This is a genomic window from Desulfofustis glycolicus DSM 9705 (assembly GCF_900130015.1).
GTDB lineage: Bacteria > Desulfobacterota > Desulfobulbia > Desulfobulbales > Desulfocapsaceae > Desulfofustis > Desulfofustis glycolicus.
This window is the reverse complement of sequence record NZ_FQXS01000001.1, coordinates 1-19,425: the sequence shown is the minus strand read 5'-3', so window position 1 is coordinate 19,425 and position 19,425 is coordinate 1. Positions and strand designations below refer to the sequence as shown.

Here is a 19,425-nt window from a genome sequence, read left to right as displayed (position 1 = left end):
TCAGAGCAGGGCGTTGACTATCATCAGCACGTTTTCCCGCATCATGCCGATATAGGTTTCCCCGGCGGAGCCCGACGGGCCCATCGAGTCGGAATAGAGCTCGCCGCCGATGACGATGCCGGTTTCGCGGGCAATCTCCCGAACCTGCTTGGGATTGACCGTGGTTTCGACAAAAAGGGCACGGGTGCCGGATTGCCGGATCGATTCGATGACCCGGCGGCGGCGTTCCGGCGTGATACCGGCGCCCACTTCACCGCCGGTCGACCAGCCGACCGGGGCGATGGACAGGAAGTCGTTTTTCGGGTTGAAGCGATATTCCCGGCAGAAATAGTTGAAGGCGTCGTGGGTGGTGACGAGTACCCGTCGGGACGGCGGAATGAGGCTGACCTGCTGGCGGATCCAGGCATCGAGCACCCGCAGCTGGTGCAGGTAGAGTTCGGCCCGAGCATCGAAGAATTCCCGGTTGTCCGGGGCGAGTCGGATCAGCGCGTCGGCGATGTTGTTGACGTAGACCGCGGCGTTGCGCGGCACCAGCCAGGCATGGGGATCGGAGATCTTCTCGCCGCTGCCCTCGAGCAACAGCGGCTGAATTCCGTCGGTTGCGGTGACGAGCGGTTTGCCACCATCCCGGGCAAGCGTTGCCATCCAGCTCTTGCCCTCAAGGTGCAGCCCGTTTTCCAGGCAGAGATCGGCACCGAGCACGATTTCCACATCGTTTGGCGTCGGCAGGTAGGTATGCGGATCGGCGCCGGGCGCCAGGATACTTCTGACGACGACTTGGTCACCGCCGATCTGCCGGGCGAAATCGGCGATCTGCGTCGTGGAGGCGACGATCACCGGCAGCTCTGTGTTGGCCGGCACGATCGCCGGCCGGCCGATGATTCCGAGCAGTAGGATAAAAACTGCAAGTATCGGCTTGGTCGCGATCGATAGCATTTGCACCATGGGCAATGGACTCCGGAAGGGGGCTGGCAATCGGCGGGATAGCTCCCAGCCGGCAGATGAATCACCCGTCAAGCATAAACGGGGAGCGAAGGTTTGCAAATGAAAAACTATGCAGCGCGTTTTCCGGCGGTATCGTTACCGTCGGCGATTACGCCAGAGCGGCCTGCCGATCGTCCCGGATATCGAGGATTCGGCTGAGCCCGGCCATGTCGAACACCTCGCGGACGTATTCTTTCAGGCCGCAGAGCATGACCTTCTTGCCGGTGGCGGTCTGGGTGTGATTGACCTTGATGACCACCCGCAAGCCGGCGCTGGAGATATAGTCGACCTGGGCTAGGTCGATGATCAAGTTGCGCGGCGTGCCGGCGCAATACTCGTCAAGGCACTGGCTTACGGCCGGGGCCGAATTGGAATCGAGATTGCCGGAGATTTCGAGAATGTCGCAGTCGGCTTCAGAGGTCCAGGTGTACTTCATGCCATCTCCCGGTGATGTTGGTTGTCGTTGTCTGGTCTATCGGTCAGGTTTTTCGTCATGGTGATGACATTGTGGCCGTCTTTCCATCGATAGTCGATCGCGTCCATGATGGTGGTGACCAGCGAGATGCCGAGACCGCCGAAATTGGCCGCCTCGGTACTGCGCTGCTCCGGGTCCACGGAGACCGTCACCGGATCGAACGGCGGGGCGTCGTCACGGTAGACGATACGGTAGCGGTGGCCCGGCCACAGTGTGATCGTCACCTCGATACCGCTGCCGGTGCCGGTCGCAAAACCATAAGATACGGTGTTGGTAATCAACTCGTCAAGGGCCAGGCGCATTTGGTAGTGATCTCGCTCCGTCAGCTGGCCGTCGGTTTTCAGGGGCGCCAGGCCGCCTACCAGATCGTCCAGGGCCGTCAGCTTGGTGCCGAAACGGAGTTCGACGGTGATGGTATCACGCTCTCCGGTTGCCGCCAAGGTTGCCGAGGCGGCGTTTTCGTCGGCCGTTGCCGCGGTTGTCTCTCGATCGGTGGGAGCAATGAAGCGCAGACAGAGCATGGTGATGTCGTCGAATTGCTCTGCACCGCTGCAGAAGTCGTTAACCGACCGATCGACTGCGCCAACAAGTTGCTCGGCACGCTGTGCGCCGGCGGCGGAGATTTCCCGGAGCAACCGCTCTTCGCCGTAAAAAGTGCCGTCGGCGCTGACCGCTTCCGTCACCCCGTCGGTGTAGAGAAAGAGAAAATCGCCAGGCGCCAGCAGTACTTCCTGGGACGTGTAGGTGATACCGCTCATGGCGCCGGCCAGCGGTTCCTGCGGCGACGGCAGCAGGGCCGGCTCGGTGCCGGCAGCCAGTCGGACCGGCGGATTATGACCGGCGTTGCCGGTGACCAGCCGCCCGGTGCGCAGATCCAGCACGCCGATGAACAGGGTGACGAACATGCAGGACTCGTTGCCCTCGGCCAGGTCGTTATTCACTTTGGTCAGGATCGCACCGGGATCGGGGTACTGGTCGGCGACGACCTTGAGCAGGGTCTTGGTGACGGCCATAAAGAACGCCGCCGGCACACCTTTATCCGAGACATCGCCGATCAAAAAGCAGAAATGGTGCTGGTCGAGGAAGAAAAAGTCGTAGAGATCGCCGCCGATCTCACGGGCCGGCTTGATCGACGCGAAGATATCGAATTCGCTGCGCTCGGGGTAGGGGGGGAAGAGCTTCGGCAGGATGCTCATCTGGATGTTGCGGGCGATGCGCAGTTCCGCCTCGATCCGTTCCTTGGAGGCGGTGGTTTCCGTCAGCTGCTCGATATGGTCGCGCAGGGAGCGCTGCATCTCGCTGAACGAGACGGTCAACTGGCCCAACTCATCGTTGCCGCCGTGCGTCGGCATGGGTGTTTCAAGGTTGCCGCCGGCGATCGAGCGGGCCGCGTGCGACAGGTTGATCAGCGGCCGGGTCAGCCGCCTGGTCAACCAGGTGATCGCCAGTGCGAGCACGAGAAAGCCGAGCAGGTTGATGACCAGCGTCGTCCTGGTCAGTCCGGTGATGTCGCGCAGCACTTCAGCTCGGGGAAACAGGAAGCAGAGCGACCAGTCGCCCACCGGTAGCGGGCGATAGTAGAAAAAACTCGGTTGTCGGTTCTGGTAGCTGACCCGTTCCAGAAACCCGGAGCCGCCGGCGATCGCATCCTTGCCTATTTCCCAGAGCTCCCGGTCGCCGAGGGACTCGGCAAGGGAGAAGATCGTCTCGTTGAGCACGAGCTGCTGGTCGGGATGGTAGAGAAACATGCCGCTGCTCGAGAGCAGCGCCGCATAACCGCTGTCGTATAGTTCGATCCCGGCGAGCAATTGCTGCAGCCAGGCCAGCGAAATGTCGGCGGTCACCACACCGACCGGCTGCCGGCTACCGTCTTTGTGGGTCCGATAGAAGGGAACGGCATAGGTGGCCATCAGGATATCGCCGCCGCCGGTATCATAGTAGGGTTCGGTCCAGACACCTCGGTCGAGCAGGCGTGGCAATTGATACCAGTCCTGGTGGAAATAGCGGTAATCGGCGCCGCCGAGCTGTTTGGTGACGATCTGATCGCCCGATCGGTAGCTGTACGGGGCGAAGTAGAGTTGGTCGTCGATCATGGCATACGGTTCGAAGGCGACGGCGGAGGCAAAAATTGCTTCGTTTCTGGCGACGATCGATCTGGTCAACTCGAAAATCGCCTCGTCGGACAGGTCGGGGTTCTCCAGCGTAGCGGCGATATTGCGAATAATCGTTTCCACCGGGGTGATCCGGGCGGCAATCTGGTGCACAATGGTGCCGCCGATACCACGGCTGTTTTGTTCGGCCATATCGACGATGATTCGCCGTGAAACCAGGTAGCTGTAGAGGTGAACTGCCGTCAGGATGGAGACCGACAACAGCAGGAACAGGGAAACCGCCTTGAAGGTGATGCCCGGTTTAATCGACATAATCGATGCTCCGCACGAAGACCTCATAAGACGGCAATCGGTCCGTGAATCCGGCCTGCAGCAGGGCGGCAGCGACCGGATCGAAGGAACGGCGGCTCAGCCGACCGAACTCATCAGGTCCGTCGGGGGGTGCTATCAGGGATTCGATGGTGCGCAACATCCAGCGCTGATGGGTGGCTGAAAACGCCAGGTTGGCCGCCCGCATCCGGGCTTCGGTGCTGGCCAGTGCCTCCTCTTCGTGGGCAAAGGCGTAGCGCCAGCCGCGCAGGGTGGCCGAGACGAACGCGGCGACGGTCTCAGGATCGTTTTCGACGGTCTCGGCCAGGCAGTAGATGCCGTCTTCCGGAAAATCGAAGGCGGTGTCCTTGAAGAAAAAGGGCTGCAGTTCTTCTTCAAGATAGCCGGCGGCTTGCACGGTGTGATATTCGTTGTACCACATGGCCAGGGTCGCCGATACCGCTTCCTTGAGGAAGAGTTCCATGGAGCCGCTGAACGGTACGAGCAGCGGATCGATGTCATGCTGCCGGAACAGCGCCCATGGCTGCAGCTGGAATTCGTTGGCCCAGACGGCGACGCGGCGACCGTCCAGATCGGCGATGTCGGTGATGGCATCTTTCTTCCTGGTGAGCAGCAGCAGCGAGGAGCGCTGGACCAGCTGGCAGACATTGACCAGGGGAATGCCGGCACCCCGCCGTTCCAGCGCTGTTGCCAGGAACATCGTGGCGAAATGGGCCTCGCCGGAGCTGAGGCGGTCGGCCGGGACGCTGTCGGCCCCGCCGTGTAGGATGGTCAGGTCAAGCCCCGCTTCCCGGTAGAAGCCCTTGTCTTCGGCCAGGTAAAACCCGGCAAACTGGGCCTGCGGTTGCCAGTGCAGGGCCAGCCGGGTGGCGGTCAGCGCCGTGCCGGGCGGCAACAGGATGAACGTGATGAGCAGCAGTGCAAACCTGGTCATGGTCACTGGCTGGAGTCTTGGTGGAACTGGTTGACGCGCTCGTTCCAGACCATCCCTTTTTGTGCTCCCTTCCAGGCGAGCAGTGGATCGACTTGGTAGACGAAATTGCCGTTCGTCTCGAAAAACCGCAATTGTCCGGTCCTGGCCAACTCTTCGGATAAGATGCGCAGCTGTTCCCGGGAAATGCCCAGGTGGGCGGTCGCCTCGCCGGCCGGGACGAAGGCGATGTTCTCCCGGCGCAGGCAGGAGAGGATATAACTCAAAAATTCGTTCGCTTGACCGAGTTCCCAGAGATCGTTGAGTGATTCACGCAAGCGCACCTGGTTAATCGAGATCGATTCGTCGTCGCCGGCGTCCAGCGATTTTTGCGCGGACGGCGGCAGGGCGTTCATGCCGCCGTCGAGAAAGGCGTAATCGAAAAACCCGCCAGCGCGCAGGAACAGCTGCAGCCATCGGGTCCTGCTGCCATCCTCGTCGAAGATCAGCAACGGTCGGTTCGCCCAGATGCGGTTACCGACGGCGGCGAGCAGCGCCTCCAGGCTGATGTTGCGCACCTCGAGTCCGGCCGGTACGCGGCGGCGTTGATAGACATTTCTGATATCGATGACGACAGCGCCGGGCTCGCCGGCCAGCCGTTTAAAGCGCTCGATGGATACCAGCCGGGACTGGTGGCTGATCAGCGGCAGGACCTCCTCCAGCCGGGCCGGCGACCGGCCCATCAGCCGGGAGCGATCCGGATAGGCGTGCAGCCAGGAGTACACCCCGGCATCGTAGACGAGAACATTGATAAGGCCGCGCGCCCGCGCCAGCAACGCGGCCTCGAAGGCTCGCGAGCAATCCGGGTCGTTGCCGATCAGCACCATGGTGATCTTCTCCTGTACCGGTTTGAGCCTCTCGATCCGCTCGGCGAAGCTGCCGTCTTTCAGAGGAAGATTGATCGAGCGGGCGATATGCACTACCTCGAATTCGAAACGGCTGCGAATATCGATGAGCGTCAGGGTGAAGAGCCGTTCGTGCAGTTCGGTGGTCGAGATGGTCGCCACATCCGGAAAAAAGGCGCGAAACGGCGAGGAACCACCGGCCCGGACCGGACCGGCGATGGCGACCAGCGCCAGGCAGATCGTCAGCAGCAGCAGGAGGCCCGCTCGTAACGAAGCGGCGGGGCTGTTTGTGCAGGAGCAGGGAGGGTGGGTCATGCCATGGCCGTCTTACTCTGTCAATGCTCGAAAGACAGGGTGGTGGTTACCCGGTCTCCGTCGGTTTTGCTGCGCACCTTGTCGGCATAGGATCGTACCATGAATCCGGCGAGCTCGCCAAACAGATCTGGACGCGTGACCAGCAGCTCGGCAGGGGGCGCCTGCTGCGGCAACCGGGGAGCCGGCGCGGGATGCTCGATGACGACTTGCAGGTTCAACTCGTCGAAGTGGGCGCTGATGGCGGCGGTTCGTCCGGCCTGATCGGTGCCGACCAGCTCACAGTATTCGCTGGTCGCCGCCGCGGCCTTGTCGATGACCTCAGGACGTGCCGCCCAGGCGCCGCCGTTGCGTTGGAAGAAATCGAGCACGGCAACGGCACCGGAGCCATCGCACGCCACTTCGAGGCGGGCCGTCGAGCGGATGCCGATGCGCAGGATCAGATGGAGCAGCACGGCAAACAGGGCCGAGGCCGACAGGGAGGAGGCGAAGACCGGCTGCAGCCAGTCCGGCAGGCCGGCAAAGGCCTCAGGGAGCATGTCGACCATCAGGCCGAAGATGATGGACAGGCCGATGACAAAGGTTTTTCGGGAGTCGATCATCCGGGACATAATGATCTGGAAGCCGGCGACGACCATGAACCCGAGCGCGAAGACCAGGGTGGCGCCGATCACCGGTGCCGGCATGATGGCGAAAATAGCTGCCGGTTTCGGCAGAAAGGCAAGGAGAATGAGCAGGACGCCGGTGCTGATCGCGATGACTCTGCTCGTCGCCCCGGTGGCGATGGACAGACCGATGTTGGTCGACGAGGTCGACTGGCCCATACCGCCGAACAGTCCGGCGGAAAAGCAACCGATACCATCTGCCAGGATGCCCCCCTTGATGGAGACGATGTCGGGACGCTTCCAATCGGCCTGATTGATCTTCTGGCAGGTGGTAATGTCGCCGATGCTCTTCAGCGACGAGCAGAGGACGGCAACGGCGAACGGCAGCACCATTGCCCAGCTGAAACTCCAGCCGGGATGGTGGGCTAGCGGAAACCAGACCAGCGGGGCGCCGGCCGCAGCGCTCAATTGCTCGACGGTCAGGATGCCGGCGAAAAAAGAGAGCAGATAACCGACCGTCATGCCAATCAGGATGCAGAACAGTTTCAGGTTGCCCCGGGTCCAGACATTGAGACCGATCATCACCGCCAGGGTGGTGAAACCGACGATGACCGCAGAAGGGCTGTAGGTGCCGTTCTGGAGCCCGAAGAGGTTGATGCCGGCGACCCGAATGACCGAAATGCCGACCATGGCGACGATAATGCCGGTAATTTCCGGCGGAAAGAGGACCCGCAGGCGGTGCAGGACCCGGGAAAAGGCGGCTTCGACGAGACCTGCGGTCATGGTCATACCGAAGACCAGGGAGAGCCCGCCGGTCTTCACGCAGAGCAGCGATGCGGCCAGAAACGATGGACCGCAAACCGCAGGAATCAAAAAACCCGAACCGACCGGGCCGCGGCGCAGACTCTGGACGATGACGCCAACACCACCGGCCAGCATCGACATGCTGACCATGAAGCGGGCCTGCTCCTCGCTGCCGCCGATATGACGAACCAGGATAACCGGAAATACCAGGCCGATGGCGATAATGCAGACGTGCTGCAGGCCGAGCAGAATAGTGACCGGAACCGGGGGCTTGGCATCAAGGCCATAGAGTAGAGAAGCAGGTTTCATGAGACCGCATCTTCCTCGTGCTATAGGGGGAGCGCCGGGCGCTGCCGTTGCTTCGAAGTCTATCGCAGATCTTCTTGAAATAGCAACAGCTTTCCGTGCTTTTTTTGCCCGTTGCCCAAAACCGCGTTGCCGGCGAGACGCGCGGCGACACGACAGCATCGTGGCGAAAGGCCGGTCTCGCCGGTATTGACATGATCGACGCTTCCCGGTAATTACTGGGACCAGACTTTCAGGTTCCACATGAGTGGATGAAGAGGGAACCTCGTGCAAATCGAGGACGGGCCCGCCGCTGTAACCGGGGACGGGCGCTGCAGATAGGCCACTGCTGCCACGGCATCGGGAAGGCGCGGCGTCACGAAAGATCCGGAAGTCAGAAGACCTGCCTGAAAGAAGGTTCGACATCCCCGCGGACACGGGCTGTCGCATGCGAGACGAGGGTAAACCAGGGCATCCCCGGATCATCATCATGGTCCGGGGATTTTTTTCTCCGGACCGGTTACGAGCCAAGGAGAGAGCTATGAAGAGAAGATGTGCAGTACTGTGGCTGATTGTTTCGTGGGTGTTGCTGGTTGCCGCCAATCCGGTCGCGGCCGCCGGCCACGGTCAGAACGGCCAAGAGGACGACACGGCCATTGTCCTGGCCTATTTCGGCACCACGGTGCCCGGGGCGATCGGTGCCATCACCACCATTGCCGATACGGTTCGGGCCGCCTATCCGGGAACTGAAGTGCGGATCACCTTCACTTCCAACATCATCCGTTCGATCTGGAAAAAACGCCGGGCTGAACGACAGGTCTGGCTCGACAAAGGCATCCCGGAAGAGGTGCTGGCCGTGAAAAACGTCATTGCTACCATCGGCGATTTGCAGGAAGACGGGTATCGGCGGATCATCGTCCAGCCGACTCACATGTTCTTCATGGAACAATCCCACGACCTGCTGCAGCATGTCAACGCCCTCGCCTCGATCCGGACCATGAAGGAGCGGTGGCGGCCGTTCGACCAGCTGGTTATGGGTCGGCCGGCACTCGGCATGCCCGGTGACCGCTACCCCTATCACGACGATATCGACGCGGTGGTGGCAACGCTGGCCGCAGATATCGAGCAAGCCCGGCAGGCGGGCGCAGCCCTGATCTACATGGGCCACGGCAACGAGCACTGGTCCACCGGCATCTACGGCGAGGTGCAGCAGAAACTGCGCGAGGCCTACCCCGATGTCGTCTCTTATGTCGGCGTGGTCGAAGGTTCCCCATCCCTGAGCGACTTGCTGCCCGCAATCAAAGCCGGCACCGAGAAAAAAGTAATGCTCAAGCCGTTCATGATCGTCGCCGGCGACCATGCCGTCAACGATATGGCCGGCCCGGAAGCCGATTCCTGGCAGAGCATCCTGACCGCGGAAGGTTTCACCGTCGAGCCGGTACTGACCGGACTCGGCGAAAACGACGCCTTTGCCCGATTATTCGTCGATCATATCGCCGATGTCGCCAAAGAGCGGAACATCATCTTGAAGTGATGTTCGTTTCGGTGTGACCTCGGCTCCTGTGATTACATCGTTGGGCAGCTGTTGAAACTGTTTGAAATATATGTAAAATCGTTTTTTACCTTGAAAAAGGAGTGCCCGATGGCGTAAATAGCGAGTGCGCCAGACGCGGAGGAGTGCCGGAGCGGCTGAACGGGACGGTCTCGAAAACCGTTGTGGGGGTAACTCCACCCAGGGTTCGAATCCCTGCTCCTCCGCCATTAGTGCTTCCGAGGGATTCCAAAAGCTCTCAAAAACAAAAGAAAATATCAAGTTTTGCTCTATTTTTCGGTCCGCTGAGTTCCGAGAAATACCGTTGACAGCCAGCGACATTTGACGGTATCATAGACGGTATCCGCAAAAACCGTCTTATTGGATACCGTCAAATGCTCGTTGATACCGTCATCAAGAATGCCCGGCCAAAGGAGAAGCCTTACAAGCTCACTGATGGGCGCGGGCTCTATGTGCTCGTTAATCAGACAGGGCGGTATTTTCGCTTCGATTATCGCTTCCAGGGCAAGCGAAAAACGCTGGCCCTGGGCGTCTATCCTGACGTGTCGTTGTCTCAAGCGCGTGACCGGCTCGTTGAGGCGAGAAAACTTCTTGCTGACGGGATCGACCCCGGCGAATATCGCAAGGCAGCCAAGGCAAAAAATGACATGCTGGCGGTAAGCCGGTTTGAAGCTGTGGCCCGTGAATGGTTCGAGAAAAAACGGGGACAGTGGGTGGACAGCCATGCGGTTACTGTTATCTCCCGATTGGAGGGCAATATTTTTCCAAGGCTCGGAGCGCGGCCGGTAAGCGAAATCACAGCTCCTGAATTGTTGGAGGTGTTGCGAACCATTGAAGCACGCGGGGCAGTTGAGCTTGCCCACCGAGTAAAACAGGTCTGCAGCCAGGTCTTTCGTTACGCTATCGCTTGCGGTCTTGCCGAGCGGGACCCGAGCGCGGATCTGCGCGGGGCGCTTGCTTCCCACAAGACCAAGTCGATGGCGACCATCACCGACCCGAAACAGGTTGGCGAGCTGCTGCGCGCCATTTCCGGCTATCAAGGGCATGTCGCTACCCGGTGCGCCCTGCAGTTTGCCCCGCTGACCTTTGTTCGCCCTGGGGAGCTTCGGCACGCTGAGTGGTCGGAGATGAACCTTGATTTAGCCGAGTGGAAAATACCCGCCGAGAAAATGAAAATGAAGCGGCCTCATATCGTGCCGCTATCCCGTCAGGCTGTTGCCGTGTTGCGCGAAATCGAGCCATTGACGGGGGCGGGGCGCTACGTTTTCCCTTCTTTGCGTACCGGCGATCGCCCCATGAGTGAAAACACGATCCTTGCCGCGTTGCGGCGGCTTGGCTACAGCAAGGACGAAATGACCGGGCACGGTTTCCGGGCGATGGCGTCTACCTTACTTCACGAGCAAGGTTGGAAGTCTGACGTTATCGAGCGGCAGCTTGCCCACGTGGAAAAAAACAGCGTGAAGGCTGCTTACAATTACGCTGAGCATTTGCCGGAACGCCGGGAAATGATGCAGGCGTGGGCTGATTACCTTGACGGCTTGGCAGCCCTGAAATGATCTGAATGAAGGTTTCGAGCCTGGACAGGCTAGGGTCGCTCCCGAAAAGCCGTGACCCTGACGGCCTGCCTGTTCGGTTATACGGCAAGGGCTTGACCATAGGGAGGTTGACACATGGGTTTTCTCAAAACACCTATTCCATTGTCGAAGCGTTTTTTTAAATTATCCGAGCTTGCCGGGCAGCGCTGGCCGAACGTCACCGAGGACCAAATCTTTGAATGGCATGACGTAGAACTTGACCCGATCCCCTACTGCCTCCCTCATGCTTCTCTGAGAGTATTGCTTGAGGAATTATGGCCTGAAGATAAGCTGCCAGAAGAAGTTAATGCGGCTTTCGAGGATTGTTGGTTTGGGTCCGGTGAAGCAGACAAACTGATAGATATTTTGAAAGATTGTTGGCCAGAAAAAACACTTTCCGACTGGCATATGGAGACGATAAGAAAACAATGGGAAGCGCTATACCCGTCTGTTAGTCGCCAAGAAGCATTCACGGCTTTTTTGTCGGACAATCCCTCTGAACAGCCGGGTAATTTTCTCCATTTCTGGGCGTTTTTTCCTGAGTTACGCGTGTTTCGTCTCAACGGGGATAGAGCCGGAGACGACCTCTCCAAAAAAATAACCGATTTATGTGGTTATGATTTGCTCGTTACTGCCTATTTGATGCCGGACAGCAGCAGTGTGAAGGGGTTTGCTCACAACAGAGCAGGCAAAGCAAACTGCTCAATCCTCTTTGATGAAAACTTGATGGCGCAGGTTCCAACCGAGTTTAACCGAGAACTCAAAATGAATGTTGCGTGTCAAGTGGAAATCTCAAAGGACGATCTGTTGCTCAAAAGATCGTCGGTAGTGCTTATAGAGGAGTTTTTCCCGGAGATAAAAACTGCCGGGGCTCTCGGCAGTCCCGCCGTGTCAAACGAAAAGCAGGCAGACATAATCGAAGGTAGCCCGCCCGTGCAGCCAGTCGGCAAGCCCCTTATTGGTTGGAAGGAGATTGCGGCATATACCGGACAATCGGTGTCTACAGCGCAACGCAAGTACACGCCTGCTGTTAGATATGACGGTAAGCGGGTAATCGCTTACCGTGAAGATATTGACGCCCACCTGTTTAAAATGACAGAACCCCGCAAAAAAAGAAAAAGATGACCTGATGCGCTACTGTCATCCGGTGAAACGATCATAACCGGTTTGCCGTTTTCCCGACGTTTTCTTGACGCTTTTCTGCTGCTCCCTTCATGACCAGGGCGGTTTGACCATTCTCGCAAGCCCCTTTACCTTCCAAGCCAAACATGGACGTTCTGGGCTCTCTACGGAACGGAATTGGAGGGTAAAACATGCGAAGCCAGAATCAAAGTAAAGCCTTGCTCAGAAGGCCGGAGGTCGAACGGCGAACCGGTTTGAAGCGGTCGACCATCTATTCCAGGATGAAGGAGGGCAGCTTTCCGCAGTCCGTTTCTCTCGGGCGGTCGGTGGCCTGGGTTGCCGAGGAAATAGACGCCTGGATTGAAGAACGGATAGCACAGCGTGAGGTCATGGCGGCGTGAGGCGACCGGCCGTGATCCTGCGCAAAAGGCTTGCGCCTGGTAATAAAGTGCCGTATTCTGCCAGAACCAAACTACAACGGCGGCTCCCGTACGCCTTAAACCGGGAATTTTTGTTTGCACGACTCCCAGAAATTGAATGTGCCCAGACTGTGGGGTATCCGCGAGGACCCCGAAGCCGTTGTAGGCTTGGTAACAGTCTGGGCATTTTTATTTTCCGGAGGATACGCCATGCCTAGTAATCAGGATGGAGCAGCACACGGCAACCACAGCACCCTTACCCCTCTTAATCTTCAAGAGATCATAACCGAAGACAATGCGGCATTGCGTGCGCTTGGCACATTGCTCAGAACCGCGCGTCTCGCAGAGTTCGACAGCAGCACGTTTAACCAGTCGCACAAAGCTGACATTGACGAGCTGCAACACGGGCTTTACCTGCTGATCAGCCTCTATCTGGAGAAGCAAGAGCGGGTGTTGCAGGCTTGCGCAGAGCAATACCAGAAGAGCAACGAGTATTTGTTACGCCTTTCTGCTACCCGATTGAAGATGGTCGTCGGTGGTGCCATCGAAAGCGCCCAGCACGCCAGAAAAACCTTGCTTTTGGCTATCCGAGACCTTGATACGGTTATCGAGGGAGACAACGAGTTCAAACCTGCCGCCGAGGAATTGAAAGCAGCCATTCTGCAGCATGACTTGATGCAGGCGGCACCCTCCAGACAGGGCAAGAAAGGGCTGACGGTGGCGTCATGACCGATAATTTCGCCCTGCTCAAGGAAAAGACCGACCTGGTTGACTACATCGTCGGCCGTACCGGGGGAACCTCCAAAAAAGTCGGCGCTCACACCGTTGATATTGCACCATGCCCTCTTTGCGGGGGGCATGACTGCTTCCGTATTACAGTGCCGGCCTTAATTTGGCACTGCTACCAGTGCCCGACCGAGAAAGACGGCGGTGACGTATTCGATTTTATCGAGTTCTTCGACCGGTGCGACAAGGCCGAGGCATTGAAAATCCTGGCCAAGCATCACGGCTACGAACTGACGGCAGGCGCGACCAGGAAAACAACGCGCTCAGCGAAAGAGAAAGATGGCACTACGGAGCAGTCCGCCATTTTCGAAGCGGCTGCCGCTTACTACCATGACGCCTTGCTCAGCAACAGTCAGGAACTCGGTTATCAAAAGAAGGTTCGGCGGCATACGGACGCGACGCTTGCCGCCTTCCGGGTCGGCTACGCTGACGGCCGGCTGCATGAACTCCTGAAAAGCGCCGGCTATGCCGAGGACCAGCTCACCGGCTCCGGGCTCGTCAAGAACAAAGACGGCACGCTGTGTGACTTCTTCATCGGCGGCTTGTTCGTCTATCCGCACGTTGACCCTCAGGGCCGGGTTGCCGGGTTTACCACCAAGGACCGGCGCAAGAAATACACGTACCGGCTGCCCGGCGAGCATTGGGGGGCTGGTTGCCTTTTCTTCAACATGCCCGCCTTCAAAGGGAAAGAGGTTCTGCTCGTTGAGGGGGAAAACGACCTGCTGTCAGTGCATGGCCGGGGCGGTTATCAACACGTTGCCGCCATCAACGGCCAGATATCCAGGGCACAGCTTGACTACCTGACCGATTGGGCGCCGGGGAAAACGCTGTATCTCTGCTTCGACAATGACGACGCCGGCAGAACTTACACCGACAAAGTTTGTTCGGCGCTCAAAAAGCTGTGCCTGCCGGGCACCTTGGCCAAGCTGCTGCAAGAGCAGGCCGTTGAAGTGCGGATCGTTCGTTTTGATCCTGAGGCCAAGGATATCGACGACCATCTGAAGGGCCAAAAGGAGCCAGTGACGGCGCTCAAGGCTTTGCTCAAAGGGGCGGAACGGTATTTTCCGCCATTGCGCTCGCTGAAAGATATTTATTCGACCTGGATCAGCGAGCCAGGGCAAGAGCGCAAGTTTGATTTCGACACCTACGGGAAAATTTGTTTCGAGTGGTTCCGGGCCAGCGGTAAATTCTTCATCGACGGTGAAGCGTGCCATCTCTACTTTAACAACTGGATTTACCAGATCGGCAACAACACGCCGTTCAAGGCCCTGCTCTACCATGAGGCGGGGATAAACGCCGCCACCAATGGTGCCCGGCTGATCATCCAGAACATAGAAAGCCAAGCCTATCTGAAAGGCGATCACACCTCTATTCCGGGTTGGATTTTCACGAACTTCAAGGAAAGCACGGTCTATTTCAACCTGTGCGGCGAGTACAACAACCTCCTCAAAATCGGCCCTGGAAAAATAGAAGTGGTTCCGAACGGCACCAACGCCGAACGGGTTTTGCTCCGGAGCTCGCCGAAAATGCACCCGCTCCGCTTCATACCGAACGCCGATATCCGAAAAGGCATGACGAGCTTGAAGACTCATATATTTGACAATCTCGCCTGTGACAATGCTGATCGTTACTTTGTCGTCTGTCTGCTGTTCAATGTTGTGCTGCTGCAATATATCAAAGCCAGGGGCATCACCAAGTTTTCCGGGACCAAAGGCTGTGGCAAGACTTCGGCCGCTTCCATGCTTTCAACCGTCATCTACGGCGAGGATTGCGTAACCACCGGATCGGCGGCTTCCGATTTTTCCGAGGCCGCGATTTCCCCGCTGACCATCTCGGATAACCTCGAATCTGACGCTGTGCGCGGCGGCAAGCGCGATTTTCTGTTGACCGCGGCCACTGGCATTACCCGGCAAAAGCGAAAAGCAGGGAGCGATTCTGACAACGTTTACGAGCGGTCATGCACTCAGCTTCTCGTGACCTCAATTGAGCCTTTTGTTGAGCCGGAACTGATCGAGCGAACAAACGAAATCCTTTTTGACAAGCGGTTTCATAACCCGGCATTCAAAGAGGCGGTGGCCGTTGAAGCCGATCTGCGGGAGGCCAGGGACCTGATCTGGAGCGCCGTTTTCAAGATCATCGCTCATGACATCCTGCCGAACATCGCAGAGAAAAAGGCCGACACCTTGAAAGTAATCCGGACGGATTACCCGAACCACTCAAAATCAAGGTTGAATGAGCTTTACGCCATGCTCTATTTGATCCTTGTCGAGGTGGTCAAATACATTCCGCGACCAGGACACGTAAAAGGCTCTTCAGTGGCGAGAATGATCCTCAACGAATGGATAGTGGCACAGAATGAACGCTCTTACGCCACAGAACGGGAGAGCAACAAAATTCTGTACGGGCTTGAGGCGCTGCTTTCTGAATATGAGTTTCGGCCCACCGGCTTTGAACTGGAATACGGGCTCAAGGCTGCCGATTTTAAGAACTCTTCCGGGATGACTGAGCAAATCATTTTCGAGGCGACCACCGGCGAGTTGTATAGGGCTTTTGACTATCTGGCAAAAACACGGGGTATTACCAATCAATTCCGGTCAGCTTCTCAGCTTGGGGCCAGGATAGGTGATTCCCTGGAAATATTGGAACGAGCAGATTGGACGGTTAAACGAAGCGCCGTCATCAATCGGGGGACACGGAAACATCATTTTGTTAGGCGATTTGTTAGGCATTCGGCAAAATGATAGCGGATATCCGTTTTAGAAAAAGAGGGAAGGGTCAGCCGATTTTGACCAAAAAAGAGGTAAGGTCAGGCCAAAAAAGCCGATGGTAACAGTTTGCTAGGCAAGGAATGATTATCAAAACCACTACAAGCGTGGTACAAAAAGGGCTGATTCTGAAAAAAACTGTGGCGTATATATGAAAACATTTACACCCTTTACACCATAATTAACTATCTAACTATAATTATTATATTTAAAGGGTGTAAAGGGGGGGTGTAAATGGGGGTGTACATGTGGTGTACATCCTCCGAGGGGGTGTACATCCTCTTTCTGGGGGTGCAAAGGTATATGAAGGGCTTAAGGCTTTGAAACAAAATAAGGAAATGGCAAATAAAATCGGCCGGGGTGTACATCCTCAGAGACATTTACACCCCGAAAAAACAACGATATATCATAAAGATAAGCCCTCTGGGGTGTAAAGGGTGTAAATGTTCTGAGCATACGCCACTACCTGTTTTTTCCAGGAAAAAAGCCATGAAAAGGCCCATTAAGCTCTTCGAGTCAATCACGAACGAACAGATAAAAAAGCTCCATTCCGCTCCATTTCCCGGAGGTGAAGCCGGGGTTTATGCCCTCGTTTCCGAGCTGATCGGCATTGCCAGTATCACGGCCTTATCAAAACAGGAGGCAATCTTTCTGATTGACCGCTTGCAAGGGAAAACCGAACGGCGGTTTCCGGCCCGGCCGCGCTTCTCGAATGAGATCGAAGGGGATACGTCGAGCTTACCGAGTTTTTATCATGTCCGGGATATCCGCCTGCTGTTCAAGGACCTGGGATGGGATAAACAGCGCATAAAAAATTGGCTGCGCAAATACCGGAAGGTAAAAGATATCCGGTCATTGGACCGAGAACAGGCCAGGGCAACCTATCATATTTTGACGCGGATGGTTGAAGGCAGGAATGAACGAGACGCCACCAGTCAAGGGAAGGGACCGAAGCAATGAAAGACTATTCGAAAAAGGCGAAAAAGCTTGTCGATCTATTGAGCGCTGAAGAAGTCATGCAGGTTCAAAAGGATAATCCTTTCAGAGTTGAGCGGAACGCTAAGATAGTTGCGCTTCGCCAGCGGGGGGTGGCGCAAGTGGTATTAGCGGAAATCAGCGGTCTCAGCGATACCACGATCAGCAATATTTGTGCTGAAAAAGGTATCGAAAGGCACGCCAAGGGTGCCGACAGGGGTTGACATGTCCTTTATTGATGGCGGCACGGGCAAGCGCCTTTTTGAGAAATACCTCAAGAAATACCATGGAGGCAGTCAGCGCGTATACCGCTCCGAGATCAAGCAGTTTTTTGATTTCAAGAACAGCTCTCTTGAGCACGTGAAAATTGAGCTTCTTAGGCAGTACCAGGAAAAACTTGCCGAAGAACACACCCCGGCCACAACGAAACGAAAATTTTCTATTCTGAATGGCTTTTTCAAGTTTATCGAAGGTCAGGTAAAGGGGTTTTCAAATCCCATCAGCAAGCTTGGCGATTTCAAAACTCACCGGGGAATTAAAAGCGATGAGTTTAAAAAAATGCTTGCCTTGTTTATTGCTGAGCAAAACACACTAAACACTAAGCGTAGTTATGAAAATCAAGTGAAACTATTTTTTTCCTGGGCTGGCAAAGATCTTGCCGAAATTACGCGCTCTGAAGTTGCCACGTATCGTGATTATTTGAGAATGGAACGAATGTGTAAGGACTCTACCATATGGAATAAATTTATTGCTCTAAATCGCTTTTTTAAGTTCGTCGAGCGTGAAAATAGAAAATTCAAAAATCCAATTGTATTTAAAGAGCTCAAGCTGATCTTTCCAAAGAAGGATAAAGGGTATTACAGCGTTCTTTCAACGGTTGAGGCAGAGAAGCTCTTAAGGGCGGTTGACAAGAGAACAGCGATAGGAAAACGCGATTATGCAATGCTTCTAATCACTTTGGTCTATGGCTTGCGGGCCAACGAAATAGCCCGGCTGCAACACAACAACCTGGAGCTGGAACGGGTGAAAGGGCAACAAAAAGTATGGGTGATTGATAGGAAAGGACGTTTTCAGAATCGACCGAAGACTGCCATTATCTTAAACGGCAGAGCTCTTCGGGCTTTCGATGATTGGCTTGAAACAGTCAAAAATCATGGAGTCAGGTGCTCTGGAGGGATGCCAATTTTTTTGCCGTTCATTTATGACAGAAATGATGGCGAATTTGTTATAAAGAGATCTCGCAATTATCGGCCACTATCGGTTAAGGCTGTGGAAAATATTGTTAAAAAATATTTACAAAAAGCTTCTATCAGCAGGGAACAGAAGACTTTGAGTCCTCATGCTTTAAGGCATACAGCATTTACCTTGCTTGCAAGAGCGGGCGTCAAGCTCCATGATATTCAGAAACTTGCTGGTCATCAGGACATAAATACCACAATGATTTATGTTCACTCGGCCCAAAGCTATAAAGATCATCCGGGAATGCACAGTCCTTTGAATAAATGACAGCCAAGGAGTTGTGTTTATGAATGTTGAAGAAATAGCAAGTGAAATAGCAATTGATGAATTGCCTGGTGAGCTCAAATCTATTGCTGAAATTGTCGGGATTGAAAATGCTATCAAACTCGCAATTTCATTTCGTGGATGCTCGCTTTATATACGAAGCCTTGATCAACTCTTTAGGAAAAAAAGAAATAACAAGATTCGCAATGAGTATGATAATGGAGAAAGTGTACTATTTTTGGCTAGAAAATACCGTTTATCGACCCGTAGTGTTGAAATAATTCTTGGGTCATCAGATTGATTCATATCTCTCTTTTTTAAGGCTTGGTAATAGTGCCAAGGTTGTTTTAAAAAAAAGGACAAGCGGAGGAAGAAATGAAAGCTCAAAGTATAGAAAGAAAACTTTACCTGGAGTCCGAACTGAAAAAAAATCAAGAACACATGGTGGAGTTTGACCGCATTGACTCTCTCGATACACACCTTGATGAGCTTAAAACCAAGCTGGCACTGTTGAATACGCGGGCAGAAGACCCGGTGTTTATGATGGGCATCATTGACCTTGAAGGCCAACGCGCAGAACTGCAGGCTGCGATAAAAAGTGTTGAGAGCGACCTCAGTGGGGACCTGGAGGCAAAAAAAGAGTTGGAGTGCTCCACTGCTCAAATACTTTCCGAGCTTGAAGGTATTAAAATTTGGCTCTTCGTCGTTTCAAGTGGATTTGAGCAGATTACCAACCGGTGAGGCGATCAGGTAAATCATGCTGATAAATGTCTGTGGGTTCCGATACCCTCTGGCCCGTGCTTTGGCTGCCTGGAAAATGCTATTCAAGCCTTCCAGGCGAGCATTGCTGTGGCCCGACTGCCACCGTGATTCAATCGCCTGGCGGTGCCTGATCACTGTTTCGATTGCGGAGATGATCGGCTTTAACACCGGTGATCTGGTCAAATCGGTCTCTGCCATGCACAGTAGAAAATTGCTCAAGCGCCACTTGGCTGCCTGCGGGGTTGC

The 19,425-nt window shown here is 55.6% G+C and carries 18 protein-coding genes, 1 tRNA gene and 1 riboswitch; of the genes, 12 read left to right on the top strand and 7 right to left on the bottom strand.

Annotation, left to right across the window (positions count from 1 at the left end; genetic code table 11):
• From BUC26_RS00095 to BUC26_RS00070, 6 genes are all read right to left on the bottom strand, one after another.
• Nucleotides 1–945 (bottom strand): metal ABC transporter solute-binding protein, Zn/Mn family, encoded by a 945-nt coding sequence (locus BUC26_RS00095; RefSeq protein WP_073372801.1) that lies wholly within the window; start codon nt 943–945, stop codon nt 1–3.
• 148 nt (nt 946–1,093) lie between these two features.
• A complete protein-coding gene (locus BUC26_RS00090; RefSeq protein WP_073372800.1) occupies nt 1,094–1,420 on the bottom strand; it encodes an STAS domain-containing protein in 327 nt (108 codons plus the stop codon).
• Complete coding sequence (locus BUC26_RS00085) at nt 1,417–3,882, bottom strand: SpoIIE family protein phosphatase (protein ID WP_073372799.1); 2,466 nt, start codon at nt 3,880–3,882, stop codon at nt 1,417–1,419. The genes BUC26_RS00090 and BUC26_RS00085 overlap by 4 nt, the downstream gene beginning before the upstream one ends.
• Nucleotides 3,872–4,834, bottom strand: a complete 963-nt coding sequence (locus BUC26_RS00080; protein WP_143165862.1) for an ABC transporter substrate-binding protein — start codon at nt 4,832–4,834, stop codon at nt 3,872–3,874. Before BUC26_RS00080 ends, BUC26_RS00085 begins: the two co-directional genes overlap by 11 nt.
• Before the next feature lie 2 nt (nt 4,835–4,836).
• Complete coding sequence (locus BUC26_RS00075; protein WP_073372797.1) at nt 4,837–6,030, bottom strand: rhodanese-like domain-containing protein; 1,194 nt, start codon at nt 6,028–6,030, stop codon at nt 4,837–4,839.
• A 20-nt stretch (nt 6,031–6,050) separates the two neighbouring features.
• Nucleotides 6,051–7,745, bottom strand: a complete 1,695-nt coding sequence (locus BUC26_RS00070) for a uracil-xanthine permease family protein (RefSeq protein WP_073372796.1) — start codon at nt 7,743–7,745, stop codon at nt 6,051–6,053.
• A 214-nt stretch (nt 7,746–7,959) separates the two neighbouring features.
• A riboswitch (cobalamin riboswitch) is annotated at nt 7,960–8,146 on the top strand.
• A 116-nt stretch (nt 8,147–8,262) separates the two neighbouring features.
• Between BUC26_RS00070 and BUC26_RS00065 the strand changes: the two genes are divergently transcribed.
• From BUC26_RS00065 to BUC26_RS00010, 12 genes are all read left to right on the top strand, one after another.
• The gene (locus BUC26_RS00065; RefSeq protein WP_073372795.1) at nt 8,263–9,255 is read left to right on the top strand and encodes a sirohydrochlorin cobaltochelatase; all 993 of its coding nucleotides are present in this window, start codon (nt 8,263–8,265) and stop codon (nt 9,253–9,255) included.
• Between the two features lie 137 nt (nt 9,256–9,392).
• Nucleotides 9,393–9,482, top strand: a tRNA-Ser gene (locus BUC26_RS00060).
• 165 nt (nt 9,483–9,647) lie between these two features.
• Nucleotides 9,648–10,829 (top strand): tyrosine-type recombinase/integrase, encoded by a 1,182-nt coding sequence (locus BUC26_RS00055; RefSeq protein WP_073372794.1) that lies wholly within the window; start codon nt 9,648–9,650, stop codon nt 10,827–10,829.
• A gap of 114 nt (nt 10,830–10,943) precedes the next feature.
• On the top strand, nt 10,944–11,972 hold the full coding sequence (locus tag BUC26_RS00050; RefSeq protein ID WP_073372793.1) for a hypothetical protein: 1,029 nt from the start codon (nt 10,944–10,946) through the stop codon (nt 11,970–11,972).
• A gap of 188 nt (nt 11,973–12,160) precedes the next feature.
• Nucleotides 12,161–12,370: a helix-turn-helix transcriptional regulator gene (locus BUC26_RS00045; RefSeq protein WP_073372792.1), complete on the top strand. Its 210-nt coding sequence runs from the start codon at nt 12,161–12,163 to the stop codon at nt 12,368–12,370.
• Between the two features lie 228 nt (nt 12,371–12,598).
• Nucleotides 12,599–13,117, top strand: a complete 519-nt coding sequence (locus BUC26_RS00040; RefSeq protein ID WP_073372791.1) for a hypothetical protein — start codon at nt 12,599–12,601, stop codon at nt 13,115–13,117.
• A complete protein-coding gene (locus tag BUC26_RS00035; RefSeq protein ID WP_073372790.1) occupies nt 13,114–15,915 on the top strand; it encodes a toprim domain-containing protein in 2,802 nt (933 codons plus the stop codon). The genes BUC26_RS00040 and BUC26_RS00035 overlap by 4 nt, the downstream gene beginning before the upstream one ends.
• 384 nt (nt 15,916–16,299) lie before the next feature.
• The gene (locus tag BUC26_RS00030) at nt 16,300–16,899 is read left to right on the top strand and encodes a hypothetical protein (RefSeq protein ID WP_143165861.1); all 600 of its coding nucleotides are present in this window, start codon (nt 16,300–16,302) and stop codon (nt 16,897–16,899) included.
• Entirely contained in the window at nt 16,896–17,138 is a 243-nt protein-coding gene (locus BUC26_RS00025) for a hypothetical protein (RefSeq protein WP_073372788.1), read from the top strand. The genes BUC26_RS00030 and BUC26_RS00025 overlap by 4 nt, the downstream gene beginning before the upstream one ends.
• A gap of 1 nt (nt 17,139) precedes the next feature.
• Nucleotides 17,140–18,420, top strand: coding sequence for a tyrosine-type recombinase/integrase (locus BUC26_RS00020; protein ID WP_073372787.1), 1,281 nt, complete (start codon nt 17,140–17,142; stop codon nt 18,418–18,420).
• Nucleotides 18,421–18,439: 19 nt separating this feature from the next.
• Nucleotides 18,440–18,718, top strand: a complete 279-nt coding sequence (locus tag BUC26_RS00015; RefSeq protein WP_073372786.1) for a Mor transcription activator family protein — start codon at nt 18,440–18,442, stop codon at nt 18,716–18,718.
• Nucleotides 18,719–18,792: 74 nt separating this feature from the next.
• The gene (locus tag BUC26_RS00010) at nt 18,793–19,158 is read left to right on the top strand and encodes a hypothetical protein (protein ID WP_073372785.1); all 366 of its coding nucleotides are present in this window, start codon (nt 18,793–18,795) and stop codon (nt 19,156–19,158) included.
• Here BUC26_RS00010 and BUC26_RS00005 read toward each other — a convergent pair.
• Nucleotides 19,126–19,425 (bottom strand): transposase (locus BUC26_RS00005; RefSeq protein ID WP_208609660.1); only part of this gene is annotated, 300 nt, incomplete at its 5' end. The genes BUC26_RS00010 and BUC26_RS00005 overlap by 33 nt on opposite strands.